Below are 17263 nucleotides of genomic sequence, written 5' to 3'. Positions count from 1 at the left end.
CTGGCCCGGTGACGACCGATTCCACCTTGCGCGAGGCCGCTTTCCGCTGGATCGCCGACGATCCGGACGACCGCACGCGCGCCGAACTGCAGGCTGTGCTGGCGAAGGCGCTGGGCGGCGAACCCGGGGCCGCCGAAGACCTCGCCGACCGGATGGCCGGGCCGCTGGAGTTCGGCACCGCCGGGCTGCGCGGCCCGGTGCGCGCGGGGCCGAACGGGATGAACGTGGCCGTCGTCACCCGCACCACCGCCGGGGTCGCGGAGTGGCTGAAGGCGCACGGGCACGCGGGTGCGCTGGTCGTCGTCGGACGTGACGCGCGCCACGGCTCGGAAGCTTTTGCGACCGCGGCGGCCGAAGTGCTGACCGCGGCCGGGTTCGACGTCAAGGTGTTCCCCCGGCCGCTGCCGACGCCGGTGCTCGCCTTCGCCGTCGGGCGGCTCGGCGCGGTGGCCGGCATCCAGATCACCGCGTCGCACAACCCGCCGGCCGACAACGGCTACAAGCTCTACGACGCCACGGGCGGGCAGATCGTGCCGCCGTCCGACGGCGAGATCGAGCGGGCCATCCAGGCCGCGCCCGCCGCGGTCAGCGTGCCGCGGGCGCCCGGTGCCGAGGTCGTCGACCTGCTGGACCGCTACCTCGACGAGGTCGCGACGCTGCCGATGGGGTCCGAGCGCGCGGTGCGCGTGGCCGCGACGGCGTTGCACGGCGTCGGCGCCGACACGCTGCGGGCGACGTTCGAGCGGGCCGGGTTCACCGACCTGCACCTGGTGGACGCGCAGGCGTCGCCGGACCCCGACTTCCCCACGGTGTCGTTCCCGAACCCGGAAGAGCCGGGCGCGACCGACCTGCTGCTCGAGCTGGCGTCCGAAGTGGACGCCGACCTGGCGATCGCGCTCGACCCCGACGCCGACCGCTGTGCGCTGGGTGTGCGCGAGCGGGACGGGCGGTGGCGGATGCTGCGCGGCGACGAAACCGGCGTGCTGCTCGGCTCGCACGTCTTGTCCACAGTGGACCGCACGGTGCTGCCGGACCCGCTGGTGGCCACCACGATCGTGTCGTCGTCGATGCTCGGCGAAATCGCGAAGGCCGAAGGCGCCCGGTACGCCGAGACGCTGACCGGGTTCAAGTGGCTGGTGCGGGCGGGCGAAGGGCTGGTGTTCGCCTACGAAGAAGCGCTCGGCCTGTGCGTGAACCCGGGTTTCGTGCGCGACAAGGACGGCATCGCCGCCGCGACGCTGGCCGCGGGACTGGCCGCGCAGCTGAAGGCGCGGGGCCGCACGCCGCTGGACGTGCTCGACGAGCTGTCGCGGCGCCACGGCGTCCACCTGACCGACCAGGTTTCGCTGCGGGTCACCGATCTGGCGGTGCGCGGGCAGCTGATGGCGAAGGTGCGGGCGACCCCGCCGGCCCGGCTCGGCGGCGTCGAGGTCACCCTCGAAGACCTGCTGCCGGACGCCGACGTCGTGCGCCTGACCGGCGAAGGCGTGCGGGTGGTCGTCCGGCCGTCGGGGACCGAGCCGAAGCTGAAGGCGTACCTGCAGGTCGTGGACAGCGCGCGCGAAGCGGCGCAGGAGCGGCTGACGGCGTTGCGGGCGGACGTCGAGGAACTGCTGGCCTGATGGCGCGGCTGCTGATCGTGCACCACACGCCGTCGCCGTCGACGCAGGCGTTGTTCGAGGCGGTGGTGGCGGGCGCAACGCATCCGGACATCGAAGGGGTGGAGGTGGTCCGCCGCGCGGCCTTGGCGGCCACCGTCCCCGACGTCCTGGCCGCGGACGGCTACCTGCTGGGCACGCCGGCGAACCTGGGCAGCATGAGCGGTGCGCTGAAGCACTTCTTCGACACGATTTACTACCCGTGTCTGGACGCGACGCGCGGTCGCTCTTTCGGGTACTGGATTCACGGCAACAGCGACACTTCGGGCACGGAACGCCAGCTGCTCGCCATCACAACCGGCTTGTCCTGGACAAAAACGGCAGAACCCGTCATCACAACAGGTGAACCGGACAAAGCGACGCTGGAAGCGTGTACCGAACTGGGCGCGACGCTGGCCGCGTCCCTGATGTCCGGAAATTAAAGGGGCCTGTCACCGGAAGCCCTGGGGGTCGACCTCCGGCAACAGGCCGTGGCCAAGGGTTCGCACGAGGGCGATCAACCTTGGCCCCCGAAGCGTACTACAGACGGCCGATCATGACGAGTCGAAGGCACGACAACCTCTCGCCTTGACCGATCCGTGCACCCCCAGGGCACGGAGAGCCAGGGCGAGAGGCGAGCCAACTGTAAACCACTGCATACGACGGCTGTCAACAAGTGCGTACAGTGGTTTGCGGTTAGAATTTCCGCGGCTGGATTCCCAGGGGGTGGAGATGGCACGGGAACGCACCTTCGCGGAGCGCCTGAGCGCCCTGATCGAGGCCGCACGCGTGGACGGCCGGGCACCGCACAGCTACCGGGAGATCTCCGCCGCCGTCGAGCGCGCGGGCGGCCCGGCGATGTCGCCCGCGTACCTGCAGCAACTCGCCACGGGCAAGCGGGTCAACCCGAAGATCCACTACGTCGAAGCGCTGGCGAGGCTGTTCGGCGTGCCGGTGACGTACTTCTTCGACGAAGAGGCGGCCGCGGTGCCCGCGGGTGAGGCCCAGCTGATGGCGATGCGGGCCCAGGAGCTGTCCCCGCAGGGCCGTCGGCAGGTGATGGACCTGCTGGAGCTCGTCGAGCGCTACGAGCGGGCCGAGCGCGAAGGCCGGAACCCGGAGGACGCGCCGCGATGAAGGAGCGCGAGCTGCGCCGCCGCTGCCGGAAACTGCTCAAGGACCTCGACATCGGGCCGCCGCTGGACGTCGAGGTGCTGTGCGCGCGGCTGGGCGAGCGGCGCGGGAAGCCGATCCGGCTGCTGGCGTACCCGCTGGAGGTGCCCGGGCCGTTCGGCTGCTGGATCGCGACGTCGTCCGCGGACTACATCTTCTACCAGGCCGAAACGACGAAACCCCACCAGGACCACATCATCCTGCACGAGCTCGGCCACATGCTGGCCGACCACCACCCGCACGGTGACGCCGAGCCGGCGGACTTCCTGCGCGGGCCGGCGGCCGATCTCGACCCGGATGCCGTACACCGCGCCCTGCGCCGCTCGTCCTACGATGACGCGCACGAGTGGGAAGCCGAAACGGTCGCGACGATCATCCTCGAATGGGCGTCGGTCCTGAACTACACGATCCCCCGGCGCGCCGCTGACCGGGATCTTCGCCGGATCCAGGGGGCGCTCGGCGATCACCAAGGGTGGTTGTGAGCACGCTTTTCAGCCCGGTCAACCTGCTGGCCCTGCTGCTGTTCGGCGCCGCACTGGCGTGGCGGATCTACCAGGTGACGCGCGCGCCGACGGTGCCGAACTGGGCCGTCACCGCGTGCGTCGCCGGCTTCGCGGCGGCGTTCCTGCTGCAGCAGACCGTGATCTCCGACGAGGTGGACGCGCTGTTCGGCCGCGGCGCGGCGCGGGTGGCGAACAACGCCCTGCTGGCGTGCGGCATCTGCGCGCTGCTGGTCTTCTTCCTCGGCTCGGCGCTGGGCCCGCGGCGCTACCGGCGGGTGACGCTGGAGCTGGTGCCGCTGGCCGCGGCGATCGCGCTGATGGTCGTCACGATGAGCCTGACCCCGCCGGAGCTGCGGGGCCTGCCGCTGGGGCCCTCGACGATCCACGACAGCCGCGTCGCGGTGTTCTACCTCGGCGCCGGGCTCTACCTGATCTACGGCCTCGTCGCCTGCACCGCCTGGATCGTGCGGTACCAGCGGGTGGCCGACCGGAACCTGCGGATCGGCCTGCGGCTGAGCGCGATCGGCATGGCCGGCGCGGCCGCCGGCAGCATCTTCCGCGCGCTGTACATCGTGGTCGCGTGGGTGTTCGGGCCGGTCGTGAAGGCCCTGCTCCTGCTGGGCGTGCCGTTCGTCATCGTCGGCGGGATGCTGTTCCTCGTCGGCGTCACCTACCCCGGGCTGCGGGCGCGGGTGTCGGCGTTGCGGCGCCGCCGCCAGCACCAGCGGGAGCACCGGGCCCTGGCTCCCTTGTGGACGGTCCTGGTCCGGGCGTTCCCGAGCATCGTGCTGCGGACGCCGCCGCGGCGGGGCGACCGGCTGTCCCCGCGCGGCGTGCACCGGGTGCACTACCGCCGGGTGATCGAGATCCGGGACGGCCTGGTGCAGCTGTCGCCGTACCTGGACGCGGACTTCGGCGACGTCGTCGCCACCGATCCCGGGGCCGCGGCGGCCGCGTTGAAGGCGGCGCTGGCGCGGCACGCGGCCGGCGAGGCCAGCGACGGCCGTGCGAAACAGGTCCTCCCCGCCGGGGCGGACGACCTCGAATCCGACGTCCGGCCGCTGCTCGCGCTGTCGGCCGCGATGGAGAACGGGACGTGACGTGGACACCTTGATCACCGCCGGCCGGGTCCTGCCGCGGCCTGCCACCCCCGTCGACGACGGCGCCGTGCTGGTGCGCGACGGCGTGATCGTCGCGGCCGGGCCGCGCGCGGACGTCGTCGCGCAGGCCGCGCCGGACGCGGTCCGGCACGACTTCCCCACCGGGACCGCACTGGCCGGGCTGTGCAACGTCCACGTGCACCTGGCGTTCGACGCCTCCCGCGAGATGCTGGCGCACTTTTCCGAGAGCGACGACCTCCTGGGCGGCGCACGCTCGCGGCTCACGGCGATGCTGCGCAGCGGCGTCACGACCGTGCGGGACCTCGGCGACCGCGGGCACCTCGGCGCGGCCGTCCGGCGCTCGTTCGAAGGGTCGGCGGCGCCGCGGCTGCTGGTGTCCGGCCCGCCGATCACCGTGCCGGGCGGTCACTGCCACTTCTTCGGCGGGGAAACGGCCTCCGACGGCGAAATCCGCGCGCTGATCGACGCGAACGCGGCCGCGGGCGCCGACGTGATCAAGGTGATGGCCAGCGGCGGCCAGATCACCGAGGGCGGCGCGGACATGTGGGAGTCGCAGTTCGACGCCCGCCAGCTGTCGGTGGTCGTCGCGCACGCGGCGTCGCACGGGCTGCCGGTGGCCGCGCACGCCCACGGCGCCGACGCGATCGAGGCCGCCGTCGAGGCCGGGGTGTCGACGGTCGAGCACTGCAGCTTCCTGACCGGCCCGAAGTCGTTCGACCGCCGCGAGCACGTGGCCAAGCGGATGGCGGCCGACGGGATTTCGGCGTGCTCGACGAGCAGCCGCAACTGGCGCGTGATCGTCGAGAAGCTCGGCGACGACGTCGCCCAGGCGATGTACGGGCGCCTGCCGTGGCTGGAGGAGCACGGCGTCCGCCTGCTGTCCGGGACCGACGCGGGCCTGCCCGGCTCGGTGTTCGACGACCCGGTCGGCGCGCTGGAGCTGTACGAATGGCTCGGTTTCCCGCGGCGCCGGATCCTGGAGATCGCGACCGAGGACAGCGCGGCCGGGCTGGGTCTGGGCAACGTCACGGGACGGCTCGAAGCCGGGCTTTCGGCGGACGTCCTGGTCGTCGAAGGTGACCCGCTCGCGTCGCTGGCCCCGCTCCGGAACCCCCTGCTGGTGCTCGCGCAGGGCCGTCCGGCCTAGGTCCCCGATCGGGGAATGCCCACTTTGGTGACAGCGTTTTAAAACAGTGTTACAGTCGCGCTACCCATCTCGAAGGAGCTCCCCGATGCACGGACCGACCCAGCTGTTCACGGTGATCGCCCTGGTCTCGCTGCCGACCGTGATGTACGGCGGCTACGCGCTGATGGGCGTCCTGCGCGACCGGAAGCTCACCGAGCACCAGCGCGCGATGTTCCGCGCCGGGCACGCCCACGCCGGTGTCCTGCTGGTCCTCGCCCTGGTCGCGCTGCAGATCCTGAGCCGCACGACGCTGTCCGACCCGGCGTTGTGGGTCACCTGCTTCCTGCTGCTGTTCGGGATCCTCGCCCAGTCCGGTGGGTTCTTCCTCCACCTGCTCCCGAACCGGGGCCGGCTCGGCGGCCGCGTGACGTCCGCCGGCGCGGTGCTGCTGGCCGCGGCCGTGCTGCTCACCGCGTACGGGGTCGCCTTCCCCTGAAAACCCGGATGCGGCCGGTCGTTAAGCTGGTGACGTGCCTGAATACCTGCCGACCGCGCCCTACAAGGGGACCCGGGACTTCCTGCCCGCCGAAATGTCCGTGCGTACCCAGGTGTTCGGTCATCTCTACGACGTCCTCGAGCGCCGCGGTTTCCTCCGCTACGACGGCCCGATCCTCGAGCCGGCCGAGATCTACGAACGCAAGTCCGGTCAGGAGCTCGCCGACAAGCAGCTGTACACGCTGACCGACAAGGGCGGGCGGCGGCTGGCGCTGCGGCCGGAGATGACGCCGTCGGTGGCGCGGATGATCGCCGGGAGCGCGAAGTCGCTGTCGTTCCCGGTGCGCTGGTACAGCCACCCGAACTGCCACCGGTACGAGGCGCCGCAGCGCGGCCGCGTCCGCGAGCACTGGCAGATCAACGCGGACATCTTCGGTTCGGACAGCGCCAACTGCGAGATCGAGATCTTCGAGCTGGTGCACGACCTGATGGCCGCGCTGGGTGCGACGCCGGACATGTTCGTGCTGCGCGTCAACGACCGGAACCTGCTGACCTCGGCGCTCACCGACGTCGCCGGGGTGTCGCAGGACCACCTGAGCCAGGTGTTCGCGCTGGTCGACCGCTGGGAGAAGTACCCCCGCGAGAAGCTGGCCGAGAACGCCGCCGAGATCGGGCTTTCGGACAAGCAGTTCGAGAAGCTCGCGGAGACGCTCGGCGCGGGCGAGGCGCTGCTCGACGAGCTGCCGGCGGAGGTGCGGGAGCAGTCGAACCTGGTGCGCGTCCTGCAGAGCAGCGCGGGATCCCTGGTGAAGTACGAGCCGATGATCGTGCGCGGGCTGGCGTACTACACGTCGACCGTGTTCGAGGTCTTCGACACCTCGCCGGAGAACCGCCGCGCCCTGTTCGGCGGCGGGCGGTACGCCGACCTGGCGTCGATGTTCACGCCGCAGCAGATCCCGGGCATCGGGTTCGGCATGGGCGACGTGACGCTGATCGACTTCCTCGACACGCACGGCCTGACCCCGGCCCCGCGCAACGAGGTCGACGTCATGGTGATCCCGGTGACCGAGGACCTCCACGACGCGGCCCGGTCGGTGGCGGCGTCCCTGCGCACCGCGGGCCTGCGGACGTCGACGCCGATCGAGCACCGCAAGCTGGGCAAGGAACTGACCCGCGCGGACAAGGCGGGCGCGGTCGCGGTGGTGATCGTCGGCCAGGAGGACTGGGCGGCGGGCACCGTGACGGTCCGGAGCCTGGCGACGCGCGAGCAGAACTCGGTGGCGGTCGCGGACGCGCCCGCGGCCGTGCGGGCGCTGCTGGCGTAAACCGGTTCGCTCCCCTCCGGCGTCCGGGGCATCCTGGGCGCCGGAAGGGGAGGCCGATGATCGAGTTCGAAGACGTGCGGCAGTGGGTCGGGTTCGACCGCACCGTGCGGCGGGAGTGGTGGTACCGCGGCGGCCGCCGGACAGCGCGGGAAGCGGTGGCGATCGCTGCCTGCTCGCCGGACGGTCACGAGCGCGAGGCGACGGTCTGGCGGCTCGCGGTGAGCCGGGACCCCGAGGCGGTGCCGCTGCTGCTGATCCGGTGCGTGGACTGGGTCCCGCAGGTCCGGGCGGCGGCCCGCGAGGCCGTTCTGTCCAAACTGGACGATTCGGCGATGCGCGCGATGCTGCCGCTGATCGGCGTGCTGCGGCGGCGTCTGGTCGACGGCTGGATGACCGAGTTGTTCCGCAAGACGCTGCTGAGCTCGCTCGACACCGCGCTGGCGCTGGACGACCGCGAGAGCCGCCGGTTCGCGCACCGCGAGGCGCTCGAGTTACTTTCACGCGAGCGGCTGCTCGAGATCGCTTCCACGCACGCCGACTTCGTGGTGCGCATGATCTGCGGCGACGCGCTGCTCGACCGCGGCGAATGCGTCGAGGAGCTCCTGGCGGCCGGCGCGCCGAAGGTGCGGATGCGGGCGCTGACCCTGCTCGGCCCCGACGCCGCCGTGGCCCACCTGGCGGACCGGTCCTCGGCGGTGCGGTCGATGGCGCAGGTCCTCGTCCCGGACCCGGCGGCGCACTACCGCACGCTGCCGGTCTCGTTCGGCGCGCTCGCCGGCCTGGGTGAGACCGGCACGGCCGCCGACGCCCCGCTCCTGGAGCGTCACCTCACCGACGAGCGTCCCCGCATCCGCCGGGCGGCCGTCCGCGGCCTGCGCCGGATCGCCCCGGAGTCGGCGGCGGTCCGGCCGTTGCTGACGGACCCGTCGCCCGCGGTGACCCGCGAGGTGGTGGCGTTCCTGCGCGGCCGGTTCGTCGCCCCGGCCACGCTCCGCCCCCTCCTGTCCCCGGCCCACCCGCTCCACACCCGCCGCGCGGCCGCAGCCCTCCTCCGCGACCACGGCACGTGGCACCGCCTGCACACCGACCTCGTCCTCCTGCCCGACCCGGACCTCGCCCCCGACGCCCACCAGGACATCCACGCCTGGCTCCAGCACACGGCCGCCACCTACACGACCCCGTCCCCGACCCTCGCCACCGAAATCGAAACCCACCTCGACCTCCTCCCGCCAGAAACGGCCCGCCAGATCCGCTTCGCCCTGAGCGCATCAAGGCATCACGCGTGATCAGCGAGGCATCTCAGGTGATCAGAGGGGCATCACGCGTGATTGGGGAGGCATCACGCTGATGCCCGCCTGATCACGCGAGATGCCCCTCCAGTCACGGGTGATGCCCGTGTAATCACGCGTGATGCCCTGTGGGGTCGGCGCGGAGGAGGCGGAGGGTGAAGGTTGCTCCTGCTCCCGGGCGGGTGGCGGCGGCGATCGTGCCGCCGTGGCCCGTCACCACTTCGCGGACCAGGGCCAGGCCGAGGCCGAAACGGCGGCCGTCGCCGTCGGAGCCGCGGGCGAACCGCTCGAAGATGCGGTCCGCGTCGGCCGGTGGGAAGCCGACGCCCGTGTCGCGGACGCGCAGCTCCACGTGGTGCTCGTCCGGGACGCCGAGCCACACCTCGATCGAGCCGCCCGGCGGGGTGTGGCCGAGTGCGTTGTCCAGCAACGCCGACAGCACGCGGCGCAACGCCGTCGGCACGCCCTGGACGAGGTACGGCCGCCGCTCGCGGGTCACCGCCAGCCGGACCCGGCCCTCCCCCGCGCGCACCGCCTCCGCCGCGACCGCCTCCTCCGCGAGCACCCCCAGCTCCACCGGTTCCAGCGATGGCCGGTCGCCGCACGCCTGCGCCGACAGCAGCAGGTCCTCGACGACTTCGCCGAGCTCACGCGTGCCGCGGACCAGCTGGTCGAGTTCGGCCGCGTCACGGCCCGACGCCCGCCGGGCCAGCAGCTGCGCGCGCGTGTGCAGCCGGGTCAGCGGGGCCCGCAGCTCGTGGGACGCGTCCGCGACGAACGTCCGCTGCCGCCGCAGCGCGTCTTCCAGGGGCCGGATCGCCCGGCGGGCCAGCACCCGTCCGCTGACCAGGGCCGCCAGCAGGGCCAGCACCTCGGCGACGCCGAGCCCGAGCAGCAGCGACGCGCGGTCCTGGACCTGGTACCGCTCCTCGAACAACGCCTGCGAGACGACGCCGCCGTGGTTCTCCACCCGGATCGTGTAGGTCATCCAGCCGATCGACCGCCGTTCGGTGTGGACGTCGCCGGACGCGGGCACCAGCGCGTTCAGCTCGGGCAGCGGCATCCCCGCCGGTGGCGGCCCGGCCGGCGCGTGCGCGGTCGGCGTGAACAGCCAGACGCAGCCGGGCGGGGTCGTGCCCGGGCCGAGCTGGATCGCCCTGGCCAGCGTCCGGTCGGCGTCGGCGTGCTGCCCGGACAGCAGCATCCCGTACGCGATCGCCCCCGCGACGGCCACCAGCAGCGACACCACGACGGCGACCTGCGCGGTGATCACCCACCGCGCCCGCCGCAGGGCCCCCTGTTCGGGATCGGGGCTCATACCGCCCCGATCTGGTAGCCGAGGCCGTGCACGGTCCGGACGACGTCGCGGCCCAGCTTGCGCCGCAGGTAGTACACATAGGTGTCCACAATGGACTCCCCGGTCGAGTCGGCGAACACGTGCGTGCGCAGCGCCGCCCGCGGGTGGATCGCCTTGGGCCGCTGCGCCAGCGTCCGCAGCAGTTCGAACTCCCGCCCGGACAGCGTGATCCGCTCGCCGCGCGGCAGCACGACCTCGTGCCGCCGCAGGTCGAGCGCCGCCGCGCCGAGCGGGAGGCACTCGGCGCCGTCGAGGTCACGGCGGCCCAGCGCACGCAGCCGGGCCAGCAGCTCCTCGGCCTCGAACGGCTTGACGAGGTAGTCGTCGGCCCCCGCGTCGAGCCCGGCGACGCGGTCGGCCACCTCGCCGAGCGCCGAGAGCACCAGCACCCGCGTGGTCACCGCCCGCGCCCGCAGCCGCCGGAGCAGCTCCAGCCCGTCGAGCACCGGGAGCCGCCGGTCGATGACCATCACGTCGTACTGCCCGGTGAGCCCGAGGTGCAGGCCCCGCTGGCCGTCGTACGCCGCGTCGGTCTCGTAGCCTTCGTCCGCGAGCAACTCCCCCAGCATGCCTGCCAGTTCGCGGTCGTCCTCGACCAGGAGCACCCGCGGTTTCGCCACCCCATCGCGCACGGATCCATACTGGCAGTGATTTTCCGGAATTGAAGAATCAACTTTTCCCGGTCACCGGGACCGGTTCGGCCGTCAGGAGTACCTCGGTGGTCCCCTTGCGGGCATCCCGGCGGTCGAGCCAGCCCAGCACCGGGGCGGTCATGATCGTGGTGACCAGCGCGACGAGCACCAGCACGGTGAACAACGCCGGCGAGACGATCCCCGCGGCGAGCCCGACGTTGAGCGCGATCAGCTGCATCAGCCCGCGCGCGTTGACGAGCACGCCGACGCGCGACGCGATCGCCGGCGGCTCCCCCGCCAGCCGGGCCGCGCCCCAGGACGCCCCCAGCTTGCCGACGATGGCGACCACCACGCACAGCACCGCGAACGCCAGCAGCTTGGGGTCGGCCAGCAGCGCGAACCGCGTGTTCAGGCCGGAGTAGGTGAAGAACAGCGGGAGGAACACGATCCGCCCGATCGGCATGATCTTCGCCAGCACGGCGTCGGCGGTGGGCGTCCGCGGGAACGCGATCCCGACGCAGAACGCGCCGAACACCGCGTACAGGCCGATCTTGTCGGTGAACCAGGCGGCGGCGAACAACGCCATCGCGGTGACGAGCACCCGCTGGTCGACCCCCATGCGCTCGCTGTTCATCGCCTTCGCCAGCAACCGCCGCCCGATGGTGAACACCAGCCCGGCGAAGAGCACCCCGCCGCCCAGCGCGAGCGCCACCGGCCCGGCCGACCCGGCGTGCATGCCCAGCACGACGGCCAGCAGCAGCCACGCCAGCACGTCGTCCAGCGCGCCGCAGGCCAGCGCCAGCGAGCCGAACTTCGTCGACGCGATCCCGCGTTCGGTGATGATCCGCGCCAGCATCGGGAACGCCGTGATCGCCAGGGCCACGCCGACGAAGGCCGCCGACGTCACCGGCGAAACGCCCTCCTTGCCGATGCCGACCCACGTCGTGCCGACCACCGCGACGCCGACCCCGAGCGCCAGCGGCACCAGCGTCCCGGCCGACGAGATCGCCGCGACCGACTTCCGCGACTCCCGGACGCTGCCGACGTTGAACTCGTAGCCGGCGCCGAACATGTAGATGACCAGGCCGATCTGGCCGCCGACGTAGAGCAGCGAGCGGATGCCGTCCGGGAACAGCGCCGCCTGGACGTCCGGGAGCAGCAACCCGAGCAGGGACGGGCCCAGGAGCACCCCGGAGATCATCTCCCCGACCACCGGTGGCTGGCCGAGCTTGACCGCGACCAGGCACACCAGCCTGACCACCACGAGGATCACCACGACGGCGAGGAAGAAGATCGGCGCCGCTTCGGACGGGCTCATCGGTTACCTCCGGCGAAGTAGGTCGTGCAGAGGGCTTTCTTGCGGGCGTCGAGCACCATGTACGTGCCGAAGACGAGCTGGGCGAAGCTGCGCCAGACGTCTTCCCAGCGGTCGCGGACCGCGATCCACACCAGCGGCGCCCGCCGGGGACGCGCGCCGCGGGGCGTCAGCAGGGCCGGCCCGCGGTTGGGGATCGAGCGCGTGTGCCCGGCCGTCGAGGCGAGGCCGAAGCGGCGCAGCACCTCGCTGGTCACGATCCGCATGGTCGGCGGCGCGAGCCCGCGGGCCGGGCAGGCCCGGTTCTGCGCGACGCCGAACGGGATGAAGTCGTCGCGCGTGGTCCGGGCGGCGAAGTCCGGGTAGCTGAAGCACAGCACCGTCCCGGCCGGGATGGTCAGGTCCGCCAGTTCGATGTCGGCGGTGGTGATCCGGTGCGCGATGCCGAACAGCGGGTACGCGCGCAACCCGTCCTCGATGACACTGCCGATGACCCGGTCGTTGTCGTCGGGGTGGCCGGCGAGCCGCTCCTGGAGGCCCTCGTCCTGCGCGATGATCATCAGCAGGTGTGCCATCGCCTCAGACATCTGCACTACGGCCGTGGTGAAGAACGTCCCCTGCAGGTAGTACGCCTGCTCGTCGGGGGTCAGGGATTCCGGGAGCGGGTGCGGGACGTCGGCCAGCCGCCTTCGCAGGTACCGCGTCAGCCGCGCCCGGCGCCGCATGTTGCGCGGCCGCACGCACTTCAGGGCCGAGACGACGTCGTCCGCGTGCGCCACGATGAGGTCCCGCGCCTCCGGCGGGCACGGCTCCTCGAACACCAGCTCGTAGTACAGCTCGGCCCAGATCGGCATCATTTCGTCGCGCAGCCGGACGAGGCCGGGCCGGACGCCGTCGAGTACGTGCGCGGCCACCCGCCGGGTCAGCTCCTCGGAGTCCTTTTTGGACCGGACCAGGATGTGCCGGGTGCACTTGGCGACCTCGTCGTAGCGCGGCCCGGCTTCGAGGTGTTCCTGGTGCACCTGCGCCCCGGGCGACAGCCAGTACCAGAACAGGTCCGACAGCGCGGCACCGCGGCTGCGGCCGTTCGCCGCCGGGTCGGCGTAGACGCGCCGGAAGTCGCCGACGCCGACCTGCGGGCCCGGGACCGTCACCGCGTCCTGGCCGTTGACCAGCGCGAAGATCCGCATCCGCAGCGCGACGACCCGCGCCGGCAGCCAGGCGAGCGCGGTGCCGGTCATCGCCGCACCTGGTCCGGGGTGAGATCGGCCGGGTGCCGGCCGCCGCACAGCGCGAGGGCCTGGTCGAAGTCCTCCCGCAGCAGCTCCAGGACCTCCGTGACGCCTTCGCGGCCGCCCGCGGCCAGGCCCCACACCACCGGGCGGCCGACGCCGACCGCGTCCGCGCCCAGCGCCAGGGCCTTGACGACGTCGGTGCCGCGGCGGATCCCGCCGTCCAGCAGGACGGGCACCGCCCCGCCGACCGCGGCCGCGATCTCCGGCAGCACGTCGATGGTCGCGGCCACCGTGTCGAGCTGGCGGCCGCCGTGGTTGGACACCACGATCCCGGCGACGCCGTGGTGCACGGCCAGCCGCGCGTCTTCGGCGTGGAGGACGCCCTTGATCAGCACCGGGAGCTTGGTCCTGGACCGCAGCCAAGCGATGTGGTCCCAGTTCAGCGCCGACATGACGATGTCACGGACGTGGCTGGCGGTGCCGCCGCTGCGGTTCTCGCCGATGTCGCGCAGGTTTTCCACGGCCAGCCCGGCCGGCAGGTCGTGGAAGGCGTTGCGGTCGTCGCGCTCGCGGCGGCCGAGCACGGGCGAGTCGACGGTGACGACGAACGCCTGCACACCGGCGTTTTCGGCCCGGCGCACGATCGCCTCGGTGAACTCCAGGTCCGGCTGCAGGTAGAGCTGGAACCACAGGCCGAGGTCCGGGGCGGCCGCGGCGATGTCCTCGATCGCCGTGGTGGCGGCCATGCTGACGATCATGATCGTGCCGGCCCGCGCCGCGGCCCGGGCGGTGGCGAGCTCGCCGTCGGGGTGCGCGAGCCGGTGGAACGCCGTGGGCGCGATCAGGATCGGCATCGACGACGGCGTGCCGAGCAGCGTCAGGCTCAGGTCGCGTTTGTCGCTGCCGCGCAGCACCCGGGGCAGCAGCCGCAGCCGTTTGTACGCGGTTTCGTTCTCCCGCAGGGTGATCTCGTCCTGCGCGCCGCCCGCGAAGTAGTCGTAGTGGGCCGGGTCGAGGCGCTCGCGGGCCGCCGCCTCGAACTCCGCGATCGTGCGCATCAGAGTTCCCGGGTGAAGAAGGCGGTCAGCGGTCCGATGTGGACTTCCTGGTCCCACTCGTTCTCGAGGTTCTCGGTGACGTGGTGGGTGGCGACGAGCTCGCCGCGGCGGTAGTGCCGGACGATCGGGTGCAGGTAGTGACCCTCGCCGCGGTCGTTGGCCTTGTCCTGGGCGGCGCGGGCGACGAAGTCGAACGGGTCGACCTTGTCGTGGTCGGGGCCGTAGTCCAGGGTGACGACGTAGGCGTCCTCCGGCGGGTCTTCGAGGACCCGGTCGACCGGCACCTCTTCGAGGTAGCGGGCGGTGTCGCCGTCCACGACGAGGACGTCACCGAGGAAGCCGAACTGCTGGTAGAGCCCGGAAGTCCGGTTGATCCGGGTGATCACGGCGTCGGTCAGGGCGTCCGGTTTGGCGGGCAGTTCGGTGTGCGGCCACGGGACGTCGTGGTAGCGCTCGTCCAGCACCTTCGCCAACGCCCGGGCGCCGTAGCGGAAGCCGTGGATGAACGCGCTGGTGGCCTTCTTGAAGTCGCGGACCTGCGTGATCGTGCCGGCGAAGTACAGGCCGGGGACGTTGACCGACTCCCAGCTCGACGTCTGCGCCGGGAAGCGGTCATTGATGGTGAGCTGCGGACGGCAGTCCTCGTCGAAGAGGGAGGCGTCGAACCGGAAGCCGGTGCAGCCGATCACGCGGTCGTAGCGGATTTCCTTGACGACCTCGTCGGCGCGGGCGAAGGCGAACTTGACGTGGTAGCCGTCGGCGTCCTTGCGGACTTCGCGCACCTCGCCGTCGAGGATCGCGTGCTGCAGCTTGAGCTGGTACATGTCCAGGATGCCGGCGTTGTAGGCGCGCAGGTGGCCGACGAAGTGCGTGCGCCAGGCCAGTTTCACCGGCCGCGGGCCGCCGACGTGCACGACCGCGGCCCGCTCGATCAGGTTGTCCGCGGTCTCGAACGCGGAGTTGCCCTTGCCGAGCACGAGGACGCGCTGGCCGGTGAAGCTCGCCGGATCGACGTCGACGTCCACGTACTGGTCGATGAGCTCGACGCCGGGGAACTGCGGGACGTACGGCTTCGTCACGCCGGTGGCCATGATCAGCCGGTGCGCCCGGAACTCGGTTTTCCCCGCGGTGAGCACGAAAGTTTCGCTCTCCCGCCGGATGCGCGTCACCCGGGTGTCGTAACGGATGTCCAGCTGGTACTTCGCCGCGTAGTCGGCGAGGTAGCGGAGGAGGTTCTCGGCTTTCGGGAAGAGCTTGTCGCTGTAGTCGGTGAAGAGGACGGGATCGTCGTCGCCGTCGGCGAGGATCGAGTTCCAGTCCATCCGCATGCGCAGTTCCGGGTCGGCGTACCCGGTGTGCTTCTTGTTGATGGAGATGAGGGTTCGGTGCCGCGGAAAGGTTTCGAAGAAGTGGCCGGGCGCGGAACCGGCTTCCAGCACGAGGTAGCGGCGGCCGGCCCGGCCGAGGTGCTGCGCGAGCTGCAACCCCGCGGGCCCGGCCCCGACGACCAGATAATCGAGCACTTCCTCCGCCACGACGACCTCCTGAGGCTCGGCACCGACCGCATGATCGGCGCCGAGCCTGCTCCGGAGATCTCAGAAAAGCCTCAGAAGCAAGAAACTTACTTCCCGGCGGCGCGGGCCAAGCGCTCCGGGTAGCGCTCTCCCGCGATCGCGTCCGCGGGAGCCGCCGCCTCGATGGCCTCGATGTCCGACGCCGTCAGCTCCAGCGAAGCCGCCGCCACGTTCTCCTCGAGGTACTTGCGGCGCTTGGTGCCCGGGATCGGCACGACGTCCTCGCCGTGGGACTGCACCCACGCCAGCGCCAGCTGGCCCGCGGTGACGCCCTTGTCCGCAGCCAGCGCGCGCAGGGCCTCGACGATCGCCAGGTTCCGCTCGAGGTTGCCCTCGGCGAACCGCGGCAGGCCGCGGCGCATGTCGTCCTCCGGCAGGTCGGCGACCGACGTCACCGCACCCGTCAGGAAACCCCGGCCCAGCGGCGAGAACGGGACGATCCCGATCCCCAGCTCGCGGCACGTGGAAAGGACGTCACCCTCGATGCCCCGCGTCCACAGCGACCACTCGCTCTGCAACGCCGTCACCGGGTGCACGGCGTGCGCGGCCCGGATCGTCGCCGCGCTCGCCTCCGAGATCCCGGCGTACCGGATCTTCCCGGCCTCCACCAGCGAAGCGAGCGCGCCCCAGGTCTCCTCGATCGGCGTGTCCGGGTCGACGCGGTGCTGGTAGTACAGGTCGATGTGGTCGACTCCCAGCCGCCGCAGCGACTCGTCACAAGACTGCTTCACGTACGCGGCGTCGCCGCGGGCGCCCATCGCGCCGTCGTTCCACACGATGCCGAACTTCGTCGCGAGCACGACCTCGTCGCGGCGGCCGGCGATCGCGCGGCCGACCAGTTCCTCGTTGACGCCGCCGCCGTAGACGTTCGCGGTGTCCAGCAGCGTCACGCCGAGCTCCAGCGCCCGGTGGATGGTCGCGATCGACTCGTCTTCGTTGTCGCGGACGCCGTAGGCCTGGCTCATCCCCATGCAGCCGAGCCCCTGGGCGCCGACTTCCAGGCCGCCCAGCTTCCTGTTCTTCACGCGGAAATCTCCTCCATACCGGGTTCCACGCCGAGCACGTTGCGCTCGACCTGGGCGTAGTTTTCGATCTTGTAGTCGAGGATGTCGAGGCACCCCTGCAGCTCGGCGATCCGCTCGGCGACCGACCGGCGCTGGTCCACCAGCAGGGCCTTGCGGCGGCCCGCGCTCGCGACGCCGTGGCGGCGCAGCGACGCGTACTCGCGCATGCTCTTGATCGGCATGCCGGTGGTGCGCAGCTTGGTCAGGAAACCCAGCCAGTTGAGGTCGTCGTCGGAGTACGCCCGGCGGCCCGCGGTGTCCCGGGCGGGCGGGTCGAGCAGTTTGATGCGCTCGTAGTACCGGAGGGTGTCGATGGACAGTCCGCTACGTCGAGCGGCTTCCGCTATCGAGTAGCTCAT

The 17263-nt window shown here is 71.9% G+C and carries 17 protein-coding genes; 9 read left to right on the top strand and 8 right to left on the bottom strand.

Features of this window, described 5'->3' with window-relative positions:
* Nucleotides 1-8 precede the first annotated feature (8 nt).
* From ABZW17_RS30350 to ABZW17_RS30310, 9 genes are all read left to right on the top strand, one after another.
* Complete coding sequence (locus tag ABZW17_RS30350) at nt 9-1622, top strand: phospho-sugar mutase (RefSeq protein WP_354821774.1); 1614 nt, start codon at nt 9-11, stop codon at nt 1620-1622.
* Nucleotides 1622-2080: an NAD(P)H-dependent oxidoreductase gene (locus ABZW17_RS30345; RefSeq protein ID WP_354821771.1), complete on the top strand. Its 459-nt coding sequence runs from the start codon at nt 1622-1624 to the stop codon at nt 2078-2080. The genes ABZW17_RS30350 and ABZW17_RS30345 overlap by 1 nt, the downstream gene beginning before the upstream one ends.
* Before the next feature lie 289 nt (nt 2081-2369).
* Nucleotides 2370-2774, top strand: a complete 405-nt coding sequence (locus tag ABZW17_RS30340) for an XRE family transcriptional regulator (protein WP_354821768.1) — start codon at nt 2370-2372, stop codon at nt 2772-2774.
* On the top strand, nt 2771-3292 hold the full coding sequence (locus ABZW17_RS30335) for a hypothetical protein (RefSeq protein ID WP_354821765.1): 522 nt from the start codon (nt 2771-2773) through the stop codon (nt 3290-3292). The genes ABZW17_RS30340 and ABZW17_RS30335 overlap by 4 nt, the downstream gene beginning before the upstream one ends.
* Nucleotides 3289-4413 carry an MAB_1171c family putative transporter gene (locus ABZW17_RS30330; RefSeq protein WP_354821762.1) on the top strand — a complete coding sequence of 375 codons (1125 nt, stop codon included), beginning with the start codon at nt 3289-3291 and terminating at the stop codon, nt 4411-4413. Before ABZW17_RS30335 ends, ABZW17_RS30330 begins: the two co-directional genes overlap by 4 nt.
* A gap of 1 nt (nt 4414) precedes the next feature.
* The gene (locus ABZW17_RS30325; protein WP_354821759.1) at nt 4415-5581 is read left to right on the top strand and encodes an amidohydrolase family protein; all 1167 of its coding nucleotides are present in this window, start codon (nt 4415-4417) and stop codon (nt 5579-5581) included.
* A gap of 85 nt (nt 5582-5666) precedes the next feature.
* Nucleotides 5667-6056, top strand: coding sequence for a hypothetical protein (locus ABZW17_RS30320; RefSeq protein WP_354821756.1), 390 nt, complete (start codon nt 5667-5669; stop codon nt 6054-6056).
* 34 nt (nt 6057-6090) lie between these two features.
* Entirely contained in the window at nt 6091-7380 is a 1290-nt protein-coding gene (gene hisS, locus ABZW17_RS30315) for a histidine--tRNA ligase (protein ID WP_354821753.1), read from the top strand.
* Nucleotides 7381-7436: 56 nt separating this feature from the next.
* Nucleotides 7437-8666, top strand: a complete 1230-nt coding sequence (locus ABZW17_RS30310; RefSeq protein ID WP_354821750.1) for a hypothetical protein — start codon at nt 7437-7439, stop codon at nt 8664-8666.
* A 115-nt stretch (nt 8667-8781) separates the two neighbouring features.
* Here the strand turns inward: ABZW17_RS30310 and ABZW17_RS30305 are convergent, their stop codons facing one another.
* From ABZW17_RS30305 to ABZW17_RS30270, 8 genes are all read right to left on the bottom strand, one after another.
* Nucleotides 8782-9987 carry a HAMP domain-containing sensor histidine kinase gene (locus ABZW17_RS30305; RefSeq protein ID WP_354821747.1) on the bottom strand — a complete coding sequence of 402 codons (1206 nt, stop codon included), beginning with the start codon at nt 9985-9987 and terminating at the stop codon, nt 8782-8784.
* Nucleotides 9984-10631, bottom strand: a complete 648-nt coding sequence (locus ABZW17_RS30300) for a response regulator transcription factor (protein ID WP_354822036.1) — start codon at nt 10629-10631, stop codon at nt 9984-9986. Before ABZW17_RS30300 ends, ABZW17_RS30305 begins: the two co-directional genes overlap by 4 nt.
* Before the next feature lie 64 nt (nt 10632-10695).
* Nucleotides 10696-11976 carry a cation:proton antiporter gene (locus tag ABZW17_RS30295; RefSeq protein ID WP_354821744.1) on the bottom strand — a complete coding sequence of 427 codons (1281 nt, stop codon included), beginning with the start codon at nt 11974-11976 and terminating at the stop codon, nt 10696-10698.
* Entirely contained in the window at nt 11973-13214 is a 1242-nt protein-coding gene (locus tag ABZW17_RS30290) for a cytochrome P450 (protein WP_354821741.1), read from the bottom strand. The genes ABZW17_RS30295 and ABZW17_RS30290 overlap by 4 nt, the downstream gene beginning before the upstream one ends.
* Nucleotides 13211-14266: an alpha-hydroxy acid oxidase gene (locus ABZW17_RS30285; protein WP_354821738.1), complete on the bottom strand. Its 1056-nt coding sequence runs from the start codon at nt 14264-14266 to the stop codon at nt 13211-13213. Before ABZW17_RS30285 ends, ABZW17_RS30290 begins: the two co-directional genes overlap by 4 nt.
* A complete protein-coding gene (locus tag ABZW17_RS30280; RefSeq protein WP_354821735.1) occupies nt 14266-15801 on the bottom strand; it encodes an NAD(P)-binding domain-containing protein in 1536 nt (511 codons plus the stop codon). Before ABZW17_RS30280 ends, ABZW17_RS30285 begins: the two co-directional genes overlap by 1 nt.
* Nucleotides 15802-15887: 86 nt before the next feature.
* On the bottom strand, nt 15888-16811 hold the full coding sequence (locus tag ABZW17_RS30275; RefSeq protein WP_354822033.1) for an aldo/keto reductase: 924 nt from the start codon (nt 16809-16811) through the stop codon (nt 15888-15890).
* A gap of 50 nt (nt 16812-16861) precedes the next feature.
* Nucleotides 16862-17263: a MerR family transcriptional regulator gene (locus ABZW17_RS30270; protein WP_354821732.1), complete on the bottom strand. Its 402-nt coding sequence runs from the start codon at nt 17261-17263 to the stop codon at nt 16862-16864.

Origin of the sequence: Amycolatopsis sp. NPDC004625 (assembly GCF_040609695.1) — a bacterium.
Classification (GTDB): Bacteria; Actinomycetota; Actinomycetes; order Mycobacteriales; family Pseudonocardiaceae; genus Amycolatopsis.
This window is presented reverse-complemented; position numbering and strand designations above follow the sequence as displayed.

What these genes read in the sequence shown, in the direction of transcription:
- ABZW17_RS30305 (WP_354821747.1), bottom strand. Translation starts at nt 9,987, where the DNA reads ATGAGCCCCGATCCCGAACAGGGGGCCCTGCGGCGGGCGCGGTGGGTG.
- ABZW17_RS30320 (WP_354821756.1), top strand. Translation starts at nt 5,667, where the DNA reads ATGCACGGACCGACCCAGCTGTTCACGGTGATCGCCCTGGTCTCGCTG.
- ABZW17_RS30295 (WP_354821744.1), bottom strand. Translation starts at nt 11,976, where the DNA reads ATGAGCCCGTCCGAAGCGGCGCCGATCTTCTTCCTCGCCGTCGTGGTG.
- ABZW17_RS30275 (WP_354822033.1), bottom strand. Translation starts at nt 16,811, where the DNA reads ATGGGGATGAGCCAGGCCTACGGCGTCCGCGACAACGAAGACGAGTCG.
- ABZW17_RS30270 (WP_354821732.1), bottom strand. Translation starts at nt 17,263, where the DNA reads ATGAGCTACTCGATAGCGGAAGCCGCTCGACGTAGCGGACTGTCCATC.
- ABZW17_RS30310 (WP_354821750.1), top strand. Translation starts at nt 7,437, where the DNA reads ATGATCGAGTTCGAAGACGTGCGGCAGTGGGTCGGGTTCGACCGCACC.
- ABZW17_RS30340 (WP_354821768.1), top strand. Translation starts at nt 2,370, where the DNA reads ATGGCACGGGAACGCACCTTCGCGGAGCGCCTGAGCGCCCTGATCGAG.
- ABZW17_RS30345 (WP_354821771.1), top strand. Translation starts at nt 1,622, where the DNA reads ATGGCGCGGCTGCTGATCGTGCACCACACGCCGTCGCCGTCGACGCAG.
- ABZW17_RS30290 (WP_354821741.1), bottom strand. Translation starts at nt 13,214, where the DNA reads ATGACCGGCACCGCGCTCGCCTGGCTGCCGGCGCGGGTCGTCGCGCTG.
- ABZW17_RS30285 (WP_354821738.1), bottom strand. Translation starts at nt 14,266, where the DNA reads ATGCGCACGATCGCGGAGTTCGAGGCGGCGGCCCGCGAGCGCCTCGAC.
- ABZW17_RS30335 (WP_354821765.1), top strand. Translation starts at nt 2,771, where the DNA reads ATGAAGGAGCGCGAGCTGCGCCGCCGCTGCCGGAAACTGCTCAAGGAC.